This window comes from Enterobacter sp. ECC-219, assembly GCF_043966805.1.
Classification (GTDB): domain Bacteria; phylum Pseudomonadota; class Gammaproteobacteria; order Enterobacterales; family Enterobacteriaceae; genus Enterobacter; species Enterobacter cloacae_N.
In genome coordinates, this window is the sequence record NZ_CP143680.1 from 3,540,162 (window position 1) to 3,556,047 (window position 15,886).

The 15,886-nt window shown below is 56.4% G+C and carries 17 protein-coding genes; all 17 read right to left on the reverse strand.

The features are described from left to right. Positions 1-4: 4 nt before the first annotated feature. The 17 genes from tssG to tagF all read right to left on the reverse strand — a co-directional run bounded on the left by tssG (position 5) and on the right by tagF (position 15,884). Positions 5-1,048: a type VI secretion system baseplate subunit TssG gene (gene tssG, locus V1603_RS16810; RefSeq protein WP_116339350.1), complete on the reverse strand. Its 1,044-nt coding sequence runs from the start codon at positions 1,046-1,048 to the stop codon at positions 5-7. Next, positions 1,045-2,916: a type VI secretion system baseplate subunit TssF gene (gene tssF, locus V1603_RS16815; protein WP_395312990.1), complete on the reverse strand. Its 1,872-nt coding sequence runs from the start codon at positions 2,914-2,916 to the stop codon at positions 1,045-1,047. The genes tssG and tssF overlap by 4 nt, the downstream gene beginning before the upstream one ends. 2 nt (positions 2,917-2,918) lie before the next feature. Next, positions 2,919-3,482, reverse strand: a complete 564-nt coding sequence (gene tssE / locus V1603_RS16820; RefSeq protein WP_116339346.1) for a type VI secretion system baseplate subunit TssE — start codon at positions 3,480-3,482, stop codon at positions 2,919-2,921. Further along, positions 3,475-4,287 (reverse strand): type VI secretion system accessory protein TagJ, encoded by an 813-nt coding sequence (locus tag V1603_RS16825; RefSeq protein ID WP_395312991.1) that lies wholly within the window; start codon positions 4,285-4,287, stop codon positions 3,475-3,477. Before V1603_RS16825 ends, tssE begins: the two co-directional genes overlap by 8 nt. Before the next feature lie 9 nt (positions 4,288-4,296). Next, positions 4,297-5,283, reverse strand: coding sequence for a hypothetical protein (locus V1603_RS16830; protein WP_395312992.1), 987 nt, complete (start codon positions 5,281-5,283; stop codon positions 4,297-4,299). A gap of 16 nt (positions 5,284-5,299) precedes the next feature. Beyond that, positions 5,300-6,097: a PP2C family protein-serine/threonine phosphatase gene (locus V1603_RS16835; RefSeq protein WP_395312993.1), complete on the reverse strand. Its 798-nt coding sequence runs from the start codon at positions 6,095-6,097 to the stop codon at positions 5,300-5,302. After that, entirely contained in the window at positions 6,094-7,854 is a 1,761-nt protein-coding gene (gene tagH / locus V1603_RS16840) for a type VI secretion system-associated FHA domain protein TagH (protein ID WP_395312994.1), read from the reverse strand. The genes V1603_RS16835 and tagH overlap by 4 nt, the downstream gene beginning before the upstream one ends. 87 nt (positions 7,855-7,941) lie before the next feature. Next, positions 7,942-8,358, reverse strand: coding sequence for a hypothetical protein (locus tag V1603_RS16845; protein WP_116339338.1), 417 nt, complete (start codon positions 8,356-8,358; stop codon positions 7,942-7,944). After that, positions 8,352-9,341 (reverse strand): hypothetical protein, encoded by a 990-nt coding sequence (locus V1603_RS16850; RefSeq protein ID WP_192984497.1) that lies wholly within the window; start codon positions 9,339-9,341, stop codon positions 8,352-8,354. The genes V1603_RS16845 and V1603_RS16850 overlap by 7 nt, the downstream gene beginning before the upstream one ends. A 595-nt stretch (positions 9,342-9,936) precedes the next feature. Next, on the reverse strand, positions 9,937-10,419 hold the full coding sequence (locus V1603_RS16855; protein ID WP_008502640.1) for a type VI secretion system tube protein Hcp: 483 nt from the start codon (positions 10,417-10,419) through the stop codon (positions 9,937-9,939). Between the two features lie 180 nt (positions 10,420-10,599). Then, on the reverse strand, positions 10,600-11,019 hold the full coding sequence (locus tag V1603_RS16860; RefSeq protein WP_370552285.1) for a T6SS amidase immunity protein Tai4 family protein: 420 nt from the start codon (positions 11,017-11,019) through the stop codon (positions 10,600-10,602). A 14-nt stretch (positions 11,020-11,033) separates the two neighbouring features. Beyond that, positions 11,034-11,528, reverse strand: coding sequence for a T6SS effector amidase Tae4 family protein (locus V1603_RS16865; RefSeq protein ID WP_163329922.1), 495 nt, complete (start codon positions 11,526-11,528; stop codon positions 11,034-11,036). A 3-nt stretch (positions 11,529-11,531) separates the two neighbouring features. Next, positions 11,532-11,957: a Rap1a/Tai family immunity protein gene (locus V1603_RS16870; RefSeq protein ID WP_116339330.1), complete on the reverse strand. Its 426-nt coding sequence runs from the start codon at positions 11,955-11,957 to the stop codon at positions 11,532-11,534. 79 nt (positions 11,958-12,036) lie between these two features. Continuing rightward, on the reverse strand, positions 12,037-13,536 hold the full coding sequence (tssC, locus tag V1603_RS16875) for a type VI secretion system contractile sheath large subunit (RefSeq protein ID WP_014884232.1): 1,500 nt from the start codon (positions 13,534-13,536) through the stop codon (positions 12,037-12,039). 3 nt (positions 13,537-13,539) lie between these two features. Further along, positions 13,540-14,064: a type VI secretion system contractile sheath small subunit gene (gene tssB, locus V1603_RS16880; protein WP_008502644.1), complete on the reverse strand. Its 525-nt coding sequence runs from the start codon at positions 14,062-14,064 to the stop codon at positions 13,540-13,542. A 75-nt stretch (positions 14,065-14,139) separates the two neighbouring features. Further along, the gene (tssA, locus tag V1603_RS16885; RefSeq protein ID WP_163329920.1) at positions 14,140-15,156 is read right to left on the reverse strand and encodes a type VI secretion system protein TssA; all 1,017 of its coding nucleotides are present in this window, start codon (positions 15,154-15,156) and stop codon (positions 14,140-14,142) included. 11 nt (positions 15,157-15,167) lie between these two features. Continuing rightward, positions 15,168-15,884, reverse strand: a complete 717-nt coding sequence (gene tagF / locus V1603_RS16890; RefSeq protein WP_116339326.1) for a type VI secretion system-associated protein TagF — start codon at positions 15,882-15,884, stop codon at positions 15,168-15,170. Between the last annotated feature and the right edge of the window lie 2 nt (positions 15,885-15,886).

Sequence of the window (15,886 nt, forward strand, 5' to 3'; positions counted from 1 at the left end):
AGGATTACCGCTCTGCGCGATACACCAGATCGCCACGCGGGACAGGCTGCGGCTGCAGGCCCAGCCAGGTGTTATAGCCTAATCGCCCATTGCTGCCGAGCGTGGTGCCCTGCACCGCGTCTTCACGCAGGATCACCCGCGTTTCCCATTCAAATTCAATCCCGGCGTACTGGCGCACCCAGTCGCGCAGCTCGGTGACCCACGCTTCACCCGGCAGAAAGCGGTTGTACTCCTCCGCGCTCAGCGGGCCAATCTCAATGCGAAACTTATGCTGCACGTCGCGGACGGCCACGCCAAGAAAGGCGGATTCACCCATACGCGGCATGCGGCGACCTTCCCCCAGCTGCGCCTGCTCGCGCGTGGAAAGCGGCATCCACTGCGGCACGTTGCTGACCAGTTTGACTGGCGCTTTAAAGTAGCTGCGCAGGATCTTCTCCAGCCCCTCCGGATCCCGCCCGTGACGGGTCAGGTGTCCGGCGTGGGTAAAGCGGGCATGAGAGCTCAGGCTGCCTTTGTTCATCTGCCCCGGCTGCCCCATGCCAATCAGCGACGCCAGGTAGCCCTCAAAGCGCCTGTTATCGGCGCGATCCAGAGAGACAGCCGGTTGCGCATCCGCCCACGCGCGGTAAAACAGCAGCGCCAGACGATGATGAAACAGATCGGCAAACGCGCTGAGGCTGGTGTCCTGATGATGATGAATACGCTCGCGGGCGTATTCGGTCATATGGACCGGCAGCGGACCGTTCGGGCCAAACAGGCCGAAGCTTAAAATTGATACTTCATGAATCCCGCTTTCCTCACGCAGGCCGACCTGAGCCAGCGTCGACGGCGCAAAGCTCATCGACGGTTGCTGGCCAATGCGCAGCGGCTCAAACTTCGGCAGCGGCGCGCGTCCCAGCGGGTAGCGCTCGCCGCCCTGGGCATCAATGCGCCTTAACAGCTGAAACAGATCGTAGCGCCAGGGCGCCTCACGGACCCCGTGCCAGAACGCATCCGGCAGCTTCGTCAGGCGATGTACGCGCAGCGGTGCAGTAGCGGCGTCACTCATACCAGCGCCCTTTTACCCATGCGAGGCGCCCAGTAGCCAATCTCGCCGCGCTGCTGGCTCTTCAGGGTGAACTCGGTGAAGCTGTTGATAGAGACCAGACGGGCAAAGAGGCGCTCCATCACGCTGCCGAAAAGCCACGGGCTGGCGCCGGAAAACGCCCGCTCGTCTACGGTCAGGCTGATGCCAATTCCACGGGCGAAAACGACCGGGCCGGGTTCAGGCACGCGGCGGTGAACCGGCTCCAGCACGCAGTGGCGAACGCCCTCTACCTGACGCGCCACCGGCGTCTCGGCCAGGTTGGCGTACAGCCCTAACAGCTGGCGCAGTGCGGCTGCTCCCTCTTCATTCTCGCTGTCCATCAGGCTGAGGTAGTTCATCTGCAGCTGGCTGATGAGCCGCCAGGTGCTGAACCCTTCAGCCAGCGCCGGACGCGGTGGCGTCGGCCCTTTACGCAGAGTGAGTGATTTCACCGGCATGGAGTCGGCCATAATGAACTGCCCGAGCTCCTGCTGCAGCATCAGCGGCAGGTCGCGGCTGGTGCAGAGCACCTCGGCAGAGATATAGCGCAGGTTTTCCTGCCACGGCGCATGCTGCTCGTCCACCAGCGAAACAAACACCTCTGAACCGATATAGCCGGTACGGGTGCCGTAGCGCAGGGCATGTTCAGAGAGCACGCGCTGTTCCCGGCGCAGGGAAAAATAGGCCCCGTAGTTGCCCGCGTCGCCGCTCCAGGTGCTCCAGAATGGACGAAACGTCTGGTCGTCGCGCTGACCATCGGCGCTGCCAAAAATTTTATTTACGGCGTAAATTTCATAATCCAGCGGCCGGATGTTATCGACCACCAGATGGTATTCATGCTGCCCTTCATTCAGCTTCTGCCGGGCCGCCACTTTCGGGAACAGGTTGATGACCGGCGTACAGTGCAGCGCCAGATGGCTGGCGTCTACCACGCGCTCCAGCTGCTCATCCGACTTATCCAGCAGAATAAAAATGTCGAAGGCTTTTTCGCCCTCGCAGCGCTGGATCAGCGTGCTCAGACCGCTCAGGCTGATGAAGCGGAAGCGGGCCGGAAACGCAAAATACTCCTGCAGCAGACGGTAGCCGTCAAAGTTGCGCAGATCGTCCGGAAGGAGCGCCTGGTCAGACTCAAAGCCCTCCTGGCGAAGCGCGTCCGACGCCAGCAGCTGTCGCTGCGGCTGCGGGCTGACCGTCTGGCAGACGATCCCGGCGTGATGCTCCATGACCAGCTCCAGCAGCTTCAGCGCCTCAATGTCCGGGCCGCTCAGGAAAAACTCCAGCCGGTCGAAATCCAGGTGCCCGAGGTTTTGCGGGCCATCGCAGGCGATGCGGATCCGCAGGGCGCTGTTGATCCCCCGCTGGCTCAACCCCAGCTGCGCGAGCGGCAGATCGGCGGGCACGCCGCCCAACTCGACCTTGTCGATTTTCAGCGGCAGCAGGTTGACCTCGTGCGCCGTGGTATAGCTGCAGGTCACGCCGGTTTTTTTCAGCGCCAGGCTGTCCATCATGGTACCGCGCGGCACAATGAAGCCCTTGCTCAGGTCGCCCCGGCTGCTGTCGGGCTCAATCTCCGCGATCGCCATCGACGGCGTGGGTGCGAGGTAGTTCGGCGCGATCATCTCCAGCAGACGCTGGGAGAAGCGCGGAAACTCCGCGTCCATTTTCATCTGCACGCGGGAGGTCAGGAAGGCGAAGCCCTCCATCAGACGCTCGGTATACGGATCCGCCACGTCGATGCCGCGCATGCCCAGCCGTCCGGCGACTTTTGGGTAACGTTCGGCAAACTCGGCCCCCATTTCGCGCATGTAGGCCAGTTCGCGGTTGTAGTATTCGAGCAGTTTACTTTCCATGATTACCCCGCGTCTTTCAGTTCAAAATGGCCGTTTTCCAGATCGACATCGGTGCGAAACAGAAACTCCAGCGGGTACGGCACGCACCATAAACGCCCTTTGATCTCGATGGAGAGCACGTTGTGCAGATCCAGCGAGGAGGTATCCGACACGCAGCGGACCTGCAGCCCCTGCGGCAAAATGCGCGGTTCAAAATTGATGATCGCCTCGGTAAGCTTGCGCTGAATATCGTGCCATTCGATATCCGACATTCTTTTCCCGGCGAGCGGCGCGACGCCAAAGTTAATCACCGAGCGGCTCACGTGCGGCAAGGCGCTCAAATCGCCGGAGGCATCGTGGTTGATGGTGTTAAACAGCCACTGCAGATCCCGCAGCACGTTGCGGCGCAGGGCGGCGTGGGTGATCAGATTGCTGTTGGCCGGTTCGCGTTTTTTTTCCGGGTCGTTATCGGTGAGACGATCCAGCAGCGAGGGCTGCATTTTGTCGCGCGCCCCCACCTTCTCCTGCCTGCTGCGGGCCTGCCAGCCGCTGCGCAGCAGATCGCCTTCGCCAGCGGGATTACTCATCGGCTCCATCCGTCGCAAACGTCACGAGGTTTAACGACAGCAGCGGGCTTTCGCTTTGCTCGCTGAGCCAGGCTTTCTGGCCCATCCCTTCGTAGAGGGTGCCGTCTTCGTCGAGAGGCCGCCATTCAGTAGTGCGTCCCAGTTTGATCGCATCCGAAGCCTCGGCAGCAAACGGGTAACGCGCCGGGATCTGGCACACCTGCTCCGTACCGTCGGTCAGGCGCACCAGCGCATGACGCCAGACCAGGTCGGTCACGCTGGCGGGGGCCTGGAAACGGATCTCCGCGATAGCGTTAAACGGCAGCCAGAAATAACGGCCGTTCACGAGGGTTTCGCACACCGGGCCAAGCCGGGCATCGCCGTCCATCAGCCAGTCGAACGCCTGCGTCTCCTCATTTTCGAGGGTGATGAGACCGGCAGTGGCCTGCGCCTGTTCGAGGGCCTCCAGCCGCAGCGCATGCGCACGCTCGCCGTCCTCGCTAAGCGCCATAGCCAGGGTGGTCAGCCAAGGCCACTGGGTTTCAGGCATGGCCGGACGCGCCTGCCCCGCCATCACCTGCGCGCGCTGCAGCTCGCCCTGAATAGACTGCTCCAGCAGCGTGACGGTCGGCTTCGCCTGCGGCTTCAGCGCCAGCCAGCTTTTCAGCTGGGTTAGCGCGCGCGTCCAGTTACCGCTGAGGGTGAGAAACTGCACAAACGCGGCACGGAGATCGGCATCCGCCGGACGGGCTTTAATCTCTGCTTCGAGGCGCGCCAGCGCGTCGTTGAGCGTTTCACCCGCCAGGTGTTGATAGAGCGTATTCATAGCCATTCCTTAATTCGCCGCGCGCCAGGCGCCCACTGCCGGATCGCGCAGCTGAGGGCGCAGGGTATCAATCAGAACGATATTCAGCGGCGTGCCCGGTGCGACCCAGGCGCTCCAGGTTTTCTTCACCGCCGCAATACGCGCCTGCAGCTTTGCATCGTCGCTGGCAATCTCACGGGAAATCTCCACCGCCACCGTGCCGTTGCTCTTCCAGCTGTTCAGGGCGCTATCGTAAGGCAGGATCATCCAGCTCTGGTCGCTGTTTGGCGTGCTGAAAACCATGCGCTCTTTGTTAACGGAGGTGATCAGCGCGTTTTCCGGATCGGCGCTCTGATTCAGCCCCATCACCGGGAAGCCGTGAATGTACGTCACCGCCATCTCTTTCTGTCCGCCGTTGCGGGACTGAGAGACAACGGTGTGACCACTCAGCCAGCTGCCGTTACCGCAGCGGGTGGTGTCAGAATCCGGGATAAAGAGCGCCGGCGCGGACGCGCCCCCTTCCCAGAAGGTGCGCAGGTGGCAGCCGTCCTGCAGGGTAAATTCCTGCCACGGCGTGCGGTCCGCGGCAACCGTATGGGCGGCAACGTTCTGATCCGGTGGCAGTAACGCGCCGCTGGACGTGGTGACGGCAGGCGCAGCCTGCTGCTGTTTCACCACCAGCGCCCACTCCTGCGCTTTGGCGGCTGTACCCTGCGCCAGCGTCGTCCCCTCAGGATCGTTGAGCGTCCAGCTCAGCTTATTCACTTTGCTGCACTGGTGCTCCAGCAGCGAGCCAAGGCGCGGCACAAAGTTTTCCAGCACCGAGACGTCTTTCTTGCCGTTCGCCACGATACGCAGCGCCACCTCAGGCTTACACCAGCTCTGCGGCGTGTTGTCTTTGATGTTGTCGATCCAGATATCCAGCTTCTGCGCAGGAGACTGCACGATGCGGAAATTCTCAGCCTGCACGGTGGAGGTCACCGCCAGAAGTGCCAAACCCGATAGCCAAAGTTTCATATCGTTCCTTGTGTGTCTAATCAGTTCCGCAGGGAAGAAATTGTGCTGCGTCAGAGAGGGTGTGCAGCAAAGTAGTGTCCTGAGGGTTGCCCATCCATACCGCCAGGGCAGTATAGTTATCCTGAGCATTCCCTTCCTTTTCGCCATTCTTTTGAATGATTTGGTTCATTAAGGTCAGCCACTCCTGCGGCGTATTGACCATGTGCAGCGACTGCTTCATTTGCTCTTCACTGACGCCGTGCCAGAACCCGTCGGTGCAGAGTAAAAAGGCATCGCCGTCTTCCACCTGCACCACGTCACTGTAGCTCGCCTCCGGCCCGCCGTTTTCAATCCCCAGCGCCAGATAAAGCAGGTTGCTGTTGAGATCGTCCGTCTGATGCCCGGCATCCTTCATCTGCTGCACCAGGCTGTGGTCGGTGGTCACGTGCCACAGCCATCCCCGGCGAAACAGGTACAGGCGGCTATCGCCGGCATGCGCCCAGTACGCCAGCCCGTAGTCCCGGTCAATGAACAGGCTGACCAGCGTCGTGCCCATCCGGCGATAGTCCTGAACGGCCTGCTGTTCGCTCAGTATGGTGCGGTTCGCCGTCTGTACGTAATCTCGGATATGCTGCGCGTTCAGGTGCTTGTCGCCATCGAAGCGGGAGATAATGCTGTTGCGGGCCAGTTCCGCGGCGACCTCACCGCCCGGCAGCCCCGCGATGCCGTCACAGACGACAAAGCAGGCCGAGCGTTCCCCTATGGTTTCTCCCGTCTGATCCTGGTTGCTGGCGCGCGTCCCCTGGCGGGAGAGAGAAGCGGTTGCGATATTCATTTGTCTTCCGATCCGCTCTGTGAGTCTTTGTACTGATTCACCTCCATGTCGTACGCATGAAGGAAGGCTTCGCCGAACAGGGTGTGGAAGTCATCCTCAATCTCGCCCGCCGTCTCGCCATAGCTGCGAACAAAATAGTCCCACAGGGCGGCTTTGCGGCTGCCCGGCAGCGCCAGACGAGAGGTCATGCCGTTCTGCTTCGCCTGCTCCTCCAGCTGTTCCGGGTTAAAGGACTGCAGCATCGCGGCGATGATGGCCCGAATACCGGAGATCATCCCCAGCTGGTGCGCCTGAAGGTCGATCAGCGCGTCGCGCACGGATTTGGTCGGCGGCATAAAGCCCGGCATCGGCGTGCCAAACATCTGGATCAGTACGGTTTTGCCGGTCGGCAACAGCTTGAACGGGTTGTTGGCATCGTCCAGCACCATGGTCATATCGGCTTTCACGCCGCGCTTGAGGATAGAGCGCGACGAGAGAAGCGCCACGGTGCCCTGCGAGAACATGCCCAGAATCTGCCCCAGCTGACGCATATTTTCACGGTCAAACTGCGGAACGGGCTGCATTTCGCTCAGGCCCATGCCTTCGAGCAGCGCCTGCAGCAGTTCGCCCTGCAGCACTTCGCCCTTCTCGCCGTTATTCGCGGTTGCGGTTGGGGTTGCCGCGTTGTTGACCGGGTCGATGCGCAGACGCCCCTTCGGTGCCTGAGTGCTGCTGCGCGCAACGGCCTGCGGTGTTGGCATGGTGAAGCCCGCGTAATCCGGCCGCGCCGGCTCTTCTTCACGCGCCGTTTCCTGCGGCTCAGGAGCGAACAGCGGAGAATCGGCCAGCACATCCTCTTCCTGCTCTGATTCAGGCGCTGGTGCTGGCTTGTCGTCAGCAATGTCATCCGGATGGGTTAACGGTGCCCCGCCCATCAGCCCGAGCGGATCATCATTGCGCGCGGCTGGCGCGCTGGCCTTTCCACCAAACAGCGCCAGCGGGTCGAGCTCGTCCGACGCTTCTTCTTTAGCGGTGGGTTGCCCCTCAACCGGCGGCACCAGCGTGGAAGGCGTCACGTCGTCAAAAATGCTCTCTTTTTTGAACAGCGCCTCGTCGCTGAACAGCGTGTCCGGGTCGACGTTCTTACGCTCAAGCGATGGATCGCTGTCGTTGAACATCGCGAGCGGATCTTCGGCATTACGCTCCGGGGCCTCAGGCTGGGAGAACGGATCGTGCGATGTCGCAGGCTGAGGTTTTGCGCGGTTGCTGGAGATGCTGTCGGAGATGGAGAACTCCTGCATCAGGCTGTCCCAGATTTCCGACGGCACGGCGGTCGGTTCCGCTTTACCGCGTGGCGCAGGGTTAGCAGGCTTCGCCTGCGCTGCGAGTGCAGTTGGCGCGGCTGTCGGACGTGGCGGCTGCTGCATGCTGGCCGCCATACGGCTTACCGGCTGCGTATCGTGGATAAGCTCAGTAACTTCAATGCGGTAGTCATCAATACCGAGAATGTCGCCATCCTGGAGTTCAACCTGACGCCCCCGCTCCAGCGGAATGTCATTTAATACCACGCGGGTGACGCTGCCACGGTTGGTGACGCGGCATTCGCCCTGGGCGTCAACGTGGACAATGGCCTGCAGACGCGAGATGGTGCGGTCATTGTCCGGCAATACCAGATTGTTATCCGTACCGCGCCCAATGGTGCCGCCCGGGGCGTAAAAATCACAGCTGCTCTGCGGCGGCTGATGACCGGGTTTCGTAGAAATAATCGTGAATCGCATGGCGTATTCCTGCTGGTATGATTAGCGCTCAAACGCTGCCGCTCTCGGGGCGAGAACGGCGGCGTTTGAGAAAGTGAATATCAAAAACTATTTAATGAAGGTTATAAAATATAATCCAACAATGAGCCATAGAGTGAATATTAACGCCTGTAATTTATAACGACGATGTAACTTTAGTATCCAGCCAATTCTTTCTTCCGGTAACGACTGTACGTATTTATAAGCTTCTTCCTGAACAAGCCTTTCACGAGTGAACTTCATTTTTACGCCTTTATAAAGGCGAACAAACCAGATTATTTTTTGATAATTTGCCAACGAACCAAAAAAAGAAGCGTAGTCGGTAACAAGATCCAGGTCATATCCTTTTCGCCGGTAGTCAGAAAGTAACTGATTATAATCAGCCTCGTGTTTTTTGAAGTAACGAGAACTGAATAGATCCATAACTATCACAATCAGCAATAAAGCCACGATAAGGAATAATAGTAAATTTTCAATATTCACCATATTTTATCCATCATATACTCAGTCGCTCCGCCCGCTATCTCGCCACCAACGTATCCACCTGCTGCCGCCCCGACAATGGAACAGGCGAGCAAACCTACACCACCCGTCGCGACACCAAGCGCAACGCATACACCGGCACCTGCCATGGCCCCGTATTTGCCACCGTAAATCCCTCCTGCAAGACTTGCACCAAAGCTGCTGTATTTTTTCACAGCGACTTTAGTACAACTTTGCTCTCGTCCCGTGGTGCATGCATTGTAAACTTCATTGGTTGTATTTGCACCGGCAAAACCTATTGCAAGCCATCCCCCGGCTTTAAGAAAACGAGCGGCTTTAGAGGCATTATCGACATAAGTTGAATAACCACGAATAGAAGCGACACCCGCTGTGCTCCATTCATGTACAATTGATCTGCTTGACAACCCTAATGCATGCTTCAGTTCGTTATAGGGTTTCATCTTTAACGTCAGCCTGGACAATTTATTTAATAAACCATCCAACTCAGAAAAGAGGCGCTGACGCTCAACAAAAAACTGCTGGCTTATCAATGTCCCTTGTGCCCTGTACTGATTCTGGTATGCCAACTCAATGGATTTAAGTTTTTTTTCTATTTCACTGAAATATTTTTCACCTGCGTCAGCAACAACTCCAAGGGACTTATCCATAAAATTAGTGACTGCGGCTATGGTACTAAAATGGTGATTAAAAAAATTCGCTTCTCCAGAGTTAAGATCGGCCAGAGCACCATTGACTTTATTTTTTGCAAGCTGTAACTGCTTAAGTTGCACAGCATTATTACTTCCCGGCGCATCAAGAATCAACATCTGTCCAGGTTTTGACCACTGCATATCACTATTAACCTGCATGAAATAACGTGCAGCATCACTGTTTGGATTGTTGAATAAGAGCCTTGCCTGGAAATCCAGAGTTCCGGGTTGCTGAACAATGCAATATCCCGGATTAACTAATGATTGACCAGCCATATTCATTCCCTCTGATTTTCACCGAAACGCTTACAAATAAGCACAAACATTTAAATAAAAATGAAGTTAAGCAGCACCCAAATGTTGACGCTTTTCTAAAAAAAGAGCCAACATTTGGAAACTCTTCTATTCTATTTTAGTCAGCGATAGTTCACCTTTAGCATTCGCACTGAGCACAAAGCGAGTCGCGTACCTAAGAGCGGCATTATGATTTCTCAACTTTAATACCACATCATACTTTCCTGGCTGCCAGTCAACTTTGTCCCAGCGAAGACAATCCTCAGACTTTAGAATGCGGCTGGAATGAAAAATTTGTGGGGAATATATAGCTTCCCATTCATTACCTACCTGTCGAGATATTGAAGGTTCGTAAACTAAAACAGTTTCACCTGGCCTCGTGTCATCCAAAAATCCAAAACAGGGGGCATTTTTTTCCAGCTTAACAGTTAAACTTTGAAACTGAGCAGGATGGGATATGCATGCGCTACATGATAATACAATGGATATAACAGTTAACGCTCTTTCCATCGCTATTATACACCGAGTAGTGAACCAATCGTAATGACCGGGGAAAAAACCCCGGCCACATACGCAATTATGCTTCTTTGTTTTCTTTGATATTCCAGCCAGCGCTGCTTTCAGCACCTTTACCACCAGACGTGGTCTGCTCCCAGTACTGCTGTTTCACTTTCGCAGCCTGGAATGCGTAGGTCACACCAACGGTATCGCCGTTGTCTGCACCAGTGTACTGAACGGAAGTCACCAGCACATCTTCCAGCGTAATGCGGGAATATTCCACCTGCTGGCCACCCGCTTTACATACGGACAGCTCAACTTTGGTCAGGTGTTTACCGCTGGCGCAGTGTTTCAGGATAGCGGTGGTGGATTTGTCGATCAGCGCGTTAACGTGCAGGTCGTTAAAGTTGACTTTACCGGCACCGCCGCCACCGCCAACGCTCATATTACCAGGCTGGGAAGCGCCCCAGGAGAAGGAGGTAATATCAGTCCAGCCGGTGTGGTTAGAATCTTTAGATTCGCCCGTAACACCCTCGACCTTCAGAAACATATCAATAGCCATAATATCTACTCTTCGTGGATGAACAATATTGCTTTCGAAAAAGCACTTATATGGCAAACAGGAAAGCATGGGGCTGAATAAAACCGTCCATATTTTACCTCTGCCTCACATCAAATGACCCGTGTCATTTGACAGTCTTACATTCCCTCTGAATGAACGGAAAGAATGTGAAGTCTTTTACTATTGTGGATTATCCTGAATCCAGGTGCGGTCAGGATTTCCGATGATTAATTGAGGAACAAGTTTATTAAGTTCGTCACTATGATAAAGACGTAGACAGTTTAAGGTTACGCCTTTTACATCGGGTTTTCGCTCCGAATGAAAACCATTAATTTGATTTTTATATTTTCCAATGAGGGCATCCACTTTATCAGTGCCATTTTCGGCATCAAAAGGTATCCACTCAATGAAAGCACTCGCACTGCGGGCCGCATCAGCAGAAAACTGGCTGCCTTTATCGGCCACCTGCGCAAGGCAACGCGCCAGAACTAAATCTTTTACTCCCTGCCGGTATGTTTGCTGCTGGTAAAAATCAAATTGAGTGTTATCGCCAAGAGCCGAAAATGTTAAAAATGCGAGCAGAATAAATGCTCTCTTCAAATTCATTAGTGATATTACTTTAATTCCCAAAACCAGATTTCCTTACAGTAAGGAAAACAATCGGAGTTACATATAAACGAATTATTACTTAGGGGCTCGATGAGGTCGATATGACCTCCACCGTAACCATCTATTTTATTAAAGAAAACTACACCTTTTCTGCCGAGCATTGACCGTGCACCAGCCTGACGATCGGTATAGATTTCTGCTTTCCCAAAAACGTGAGATTTAAAGAGCTGATCGGCGAGCAATTTTGCACCCGGCTCAATTGTTTTTCCCTTATAGGGCCCTGACTTGATGGGGAGACGCCCAGTAAATTCAACATTACATTTCAACAAAGCCAAACTCATCCTGACCGCACACGTATTTTCGTATGCAGGTTGCTGTTTGATAATTGTTGAATAGTCGTAGCCAATTTCTGCGAAAAGCTGTTCGCCAGAGGTAAAGCCCGCACGAGCTTGATTTGAAGAGTAATGTTGACGTTTCAGCTGTTCGTATAATGGTCTCATTTATTACTCTCCTTTTTTGCAAGGGCGTAATTCTTTCATGCCATCGGTGATAATTTTCGACGCGCGCTCTTCTTTTTGCTCTGCAGTCAATTTAGCGAAACGCGGGTAAAGAAACTCATGAAGAGTATTGGGTAAAAAAGGCTTTCCTTTGCACCAGACGGTTCCCTCGGAGGCATCCACAACCCCCAGAAGATACATATTTGCCTTAATGCGTTCACGTTCATTGGTTTTTGAAAGCCAGGCATTAGCAAACCGCTCTGCGGTAAGGTTTAAATCATACCCGGTTAATAGAGCCGGATCGCGCAGCATGTTTGATGTGTCATCCTGCGGCAATGCTTCCGCTTGAGGATAAGTATATTTTTCTGTTTGCGCACTTGCCAGTACTGAAACTGCCAGCAAACTGGTAGCGATTAATAGATTTTTTATCACCGGATATCCTTATTCACTGACAGTTATTAACTGAAATATGGCTTTTGGCTAACCGGCCCCATCGGGCCGGTAACCATCATCACGCGTCTTTCGTCTTCAGCGACGGCAGCTTAGATACCAGTCGCAGAGAAACGGTCAGACCTTCCAGCTGGTAGTGCGGACGCAGGAAGAACTTCGCGGCGTAGTAGCCCGGGTTGTCTTCAATCTCCTGCACCTGCACTTCCGCAGCCGCCAGCGGCTTGCGTGACTTGGTCTCCTGGGAGGAGTTAGCCGGGTCACCGTCGACATAGTTCATCACCCAGTCGTTCAGCCAGCGCTCCATCTCTTCGCGCTCGCGGAAGGAGCCGATTTTGTCGCGCACGATGCACTTGAGGTAGTGGGCAAAGCGGCAGCAGGCGAACAGGTACGGCAGACGAGAGGCCAGACGCGCGTTGGCGGTGGCATCCGGGTCGTGGTACTCGGCCGGTTTCTGCAGCGACTGCGCGCCGATGAAGGCGGCAAAGTCGGAGTTTTTACGGTGAACCAGCGGCATAAAGCCGTTTTTCGCCAGCTCGGCTTCACGACGGTCGCTGATGGCAATCTCGGTCGGGCACTTCATGTCCACGCCGCCGTCATCGCTCGGGAAGGTGTGGCACGGCAGGTTTTCCACCGCCCCGCCGGACTCCACGCCACGAATCGAGGTGCACCAGCCGTACTCTTTGAAGGAGCGGTTGATGTTAGCCGCCATCGCATAGGCGGCGTTCGCCCAGGAGTAGCTGTTGTGGTTCGCGCCGTCGGTTTGCTCTTCAAAGTCAAAGCTGTCGACCGGGTTGGTGCGAATGCCGTACGGCAGGCGCGACAGGAAGCGCGGCATCACCAGGCCCAGATAGCGGGCATCTTCGGATTCACGCAGTGAACGCCAGGCCGCGTATTCGGTGTTCTGGAAAATCTTGGTCAGGTCGCGCGGGTTAGCCAGTTCCTGCCAGGACTCCATCTGCATCACGCCCGGTGCAGTACCGGTGATAAACGGACAGTGCGCCGCAGAGCCGATGCGCGCCATTTCGCCCAGCAGCTCCACGTCCTGCGGGCTGTGGTCGAAGTAATAGTCGCCCACGATGCAGCCAAACGGCTCCCCGCCGAACTGACCGTACTCCTGCTCGTAGATTTTCTTGAAGATCGGGCTCTGGTCCCAGCCCACGCCCTTGAAGCGCTTCAGGGTGCGGCCCAGCTCCTGCTTGGAGATGCTCATAAAGCGGATCTTCAGCATCTCGTCAGTTTCAGTGTTGTTCACCAGATAGCTCAGGCCGCGCCAGGCGCTCTCCAGCTTCTGAAACTCTTCGTGGTGAATAATCTGGTTCACCTGCTGCGACAGCTGCTCGTCGATACCGGCAATCAGGTTCTGAATGGTGCGATAGGTGTCGTTCGAGAAGGTAACGGTATTTTCCAGCGCCTGCTGCGCCAGGGTTTTGACCGCGCTTTCTACGGCGGAACGGGCCTGATCGGTTTTCGGGCGGAACTCTTTGTTCAGCAGCGCGCTGAACTCATCCTGGCTGAACGCCTGACCCGCCTGCTGCTCGTGTTGTTGAGTCTGGTTGCTCATCGATTATTCCTCGCTACCTTTCGCGCTTTCGTCATTTTTCGGCAACTGGCTCAGGGATTTGAGCAGCGTCGGATCCTGCAGAATTTTAGCGATCAGCTCTTCCGCACCGTTTTTGCCGTCCATGTAGGTCAGCAGGTTAGAGAGCTGGGTACGCGCTTCCAGCAGCTTGTTCAGCGGCTCTACCTTGCGGGCCACCGCATCCGGCAGGAAGTCGTCCATGCTGTCGAAGGTCAGATCCACGTTGAGCTTACCTTCGCCAGTCAGGGTGTTATCCACCTGGAACGCCACGCGTGGCTTCAGCGCCTTCATGCGTTCGTCAAAGTTGTCGATGTCGATTTCGAGGAATTTACGCTCGTCGACGGCCGGCAGATTTTCAACCGGTTTGCCGACCAGATCGGCCATGACGCCCATCACAAACGGCAGCTGAATCTTACGTTCTGCACCGTAGATCTCTACGTCGTACTCGATCTGCACGCGGGGGGCACGGTTACGTGCGATGAATTTCTGCCCACTGTTACTCATTGCCATGATGTTCTCCATCAAAGATGCGCGGTGAAGGTGAAACGGCAGGCTCCATGCCTGTCGTCATAATGCCTGGACGCGTTATTCGCGGCGTCCAAAGATGTTTTCCAGTTGGTTAACGCCGTCTGGCGCCAGGTCGCGAATAATGTCCATGAAGTTAAGTTCTGACAGCCGCTGCACCCGTTCAATCATCAGCGGTGCGGGGTGGCTCGGTTCGTACTGCGCAAAATACTGCTTCGCTTTTTCCAGCATCAGCTGCGCGTCGGCGCGGCTGGTGACCTGCACGCTGCGCCAGTCGGTCACCTGCTGAATCGGCTGCGTTGCCGCCGATTGCTGTTCAGCCTGTGGCTCTGCCTGCGCTTCACGGTTCGGCAGCAGCTTGCTGATGTCGGTCACCTGACACGCGCTGGCGACCAGCCCCACGGTTTTCAGCAACTGCTCCATCTCCGGCACGCCGCTTTCACCGAGATGCCCGGTGAGCAGCTCACGGATGGCAAGCAGCCGTTCGTTAATGACGATAACCGCTGCGGTTCCCGGCTGGTCGCCGCGGGCCAGCTCGTCAATCAGCCGCGGACGGCCGCCGGGATAGTCCGGACATTCCGTCTTGCTGCCGTCCAGCAGCGCCTGGGCGTCACGCAGCGAAATTTCATCGCCGTTAGAACGCAGCAGCGAGGCGTTGCGTACCGCGACGGTGAGGTCGGATTTATCGCTCAGCCCGGCCAGGGCGTTAATGCGGTAGAACGGGTCGGTTTCGCCATACTCTTCCAGCAGCGGGTAGAGCGGCTCCCAGTAGCGCGCGATCGCCTCCTGCACCAGCAATAATCCGTCCGCGTAGCCCGCAAGCCCGCGGCGGCGGGTCCAGGCATGGGTTAACGCCAGCATCACGCGAAGATCTTTGGTGCGGGTCAGCAGGCTGGTGGCGAATTTTTCTACCGTGTTCCAGTCAGCGGGCTCTGCCGGGATAATGGTGTCGCCAAACTGCTGTTCCGCTTTCCCAAGACTTGCCTGATTCATGATCTGGAAGTCGGCGTCGTACTCCAGATTTTCGCCGCAGGGCTTTTCGGGGCTTATCGGCGCGAGAAATTCTTCGATATTCATGAGATCCCTGCTTATTCAAACATGGGCGGATAGAGACCGTGACGCCCCGGACGGGCGCCCCCTGCCGGGTCGAACAGCAGGGTGAAAAGCTGCCCGGTGAAATTGCCGCTGTGAACGTGGGTGTAGAGCGGGTAACCGTCGCAGCGGTTGGTCCACCAGTAGCTGGTCTGACGCAGCGGGTCAAAACACTCCGCTGCCTGCGGCCAGCCCAGCGTGCTCTGGCCGTCCTCGTCATAGCCAATCACATCAAGGATGTCGGAACGCTTTTGCGGCTCGACGGGCTGCGGCGCCGGAATGGACATCAGCATCTCATCCAGCTGCGAGGCGGAAAAGCTGTTGCGCACCGCGTGCAGCCCCAGACGACCAATCTGCTGATACCAGCTCTCCGCCTGGCTGAGCAGGCTGGTCGACCACTCTGACGGGGCAAAGCTCAGCTGAATGCAAACCGGGTACTGTCGGCCAACGCTGTCGCGGCCTGGCAGCAGGCAGCCCATCTGGATCATCTGGCTGCCCAGCATCGGCGGGACGACGAAATTCCAGACCGGTGCTTTGGTGAACTGGCGTTCGCCACCGCGCTGCTCTTCCTGCTGCCAGGCGAGCAGGCCAACCTGAAACCAGTGCGACCACTGGCGCTGTAAGGTGTCAGGAAAGCGACGCTGCAGGAAATCTCCGGCGCTGGGTAATTTGCCATACCAGCTGTAGCGGTTCATCGCAGGGGTATTCGTCATAC

Excerpts from the sequence above, each read along its gene's own strand:
- V1603_RS16825 (WP_395312991.1), bottom strand. The coding sequence starts at position 4,287 with ATGAATACGCTCTATCAACACCTGGCGGGTGAAACGCTCAACGACGCG.
- V1603_RS16850 (WP_192984497.1), bottom strand. The coding sequence starts at position 9,341 with ATGGCTGGTCAATCATTAGTTAATCCGGGATATTGCATTGTTCAGCAA.
- V1603_RS16865 (WP_163329922.1), bottom strand. The coding sequence starts at position 11,528 with ATGAGACCATTATACGAACAGCTGAAACGTCAACATTACTCTTCAAAT.
- tagH (WP_395312994.1), bottom strand. The coding sequence starts at position 7,854 with ATGCGATTCACGATTATTTCTACGAAACCCGGTCATCAGCCGCCGCAG.
- V1603_RS16835 (WP_395312993.1), bottom strand. The coding sequence starts at position 6,097 with ATGAATATCGCAACCGCTTCTCTCTCCCGCCAGGGGACGCGCGCCAGC.
- V1603_RS16830 (WP_395312992.1), bottom strand. The coding sequence starts at position 5,283 with ATGAAACTTTGGCTATCGGGTTTGGCACTTCTGGCGGTGACCTCCACC.
- V1603_RS16855 (WP_008502640.1), bottom strand. The coding sequence starts at position 10,419 with ATGGCTATTGATATGTTTCTGAAGGTCGAGGGTGTTACGGGCGAATCT.
- V1603_RS16845 (WP_116339338.1), bottom strand. The coding sequence starts at position 8,358 with ATGGTGAATATTGAAAATTTACTATTATTCCTTATCGTGGCTTTATTG.
- tssE (WP_116339346.1), bottom strand. The coding sequence starts at position 3,482 with ATGAGTAATCCCGCTGGCGAAGGCGATCTGCTGCGCAGCGGCTGGCAG.
- tssF (WP_395312990.1), bottom strand. The coding sequence starts at position 2,916 with ATGGAAAGTAAACTGCTCGAATACTACAACCGCGAACTGGCCTACATG.
- tssB (WP_008502644.1), bottom strand. The coding sequence starts at position 14,064 with ATGGCAATGAGTAACAGTGGGCAGAAATTCATCGCACGTAACCGTGCC.
- tagF (WP_116339326.1), bottom strand. The coding sequence starts at position 15,884 with ATGACGAATACCCCTGCGATGAACCGCTACAGCTGGTATGGCAAATTA.
- tssA (WP_163329920.1), bottom strand. The coding sequence starts at position 15,156 with ATGAATATCGAAGAATTTCTCGCGCCGATAAGCCCCGAAAAGCCCTGC.
- tssG (WP_116339350.1), bottom strand. The coding sequence starts at position 1,048 with ATGAGTGACGCCGCTACTGCACCGCTGCGCGTACATCGCCTGACGAAG.
- tssC (WP_014884232.1), bottom strand. The coding sequence starts at position 13,536 with ATGAGCAACCAGACTCAACAACACGAGCAGCAGGCGGGTCAGGCGTTC.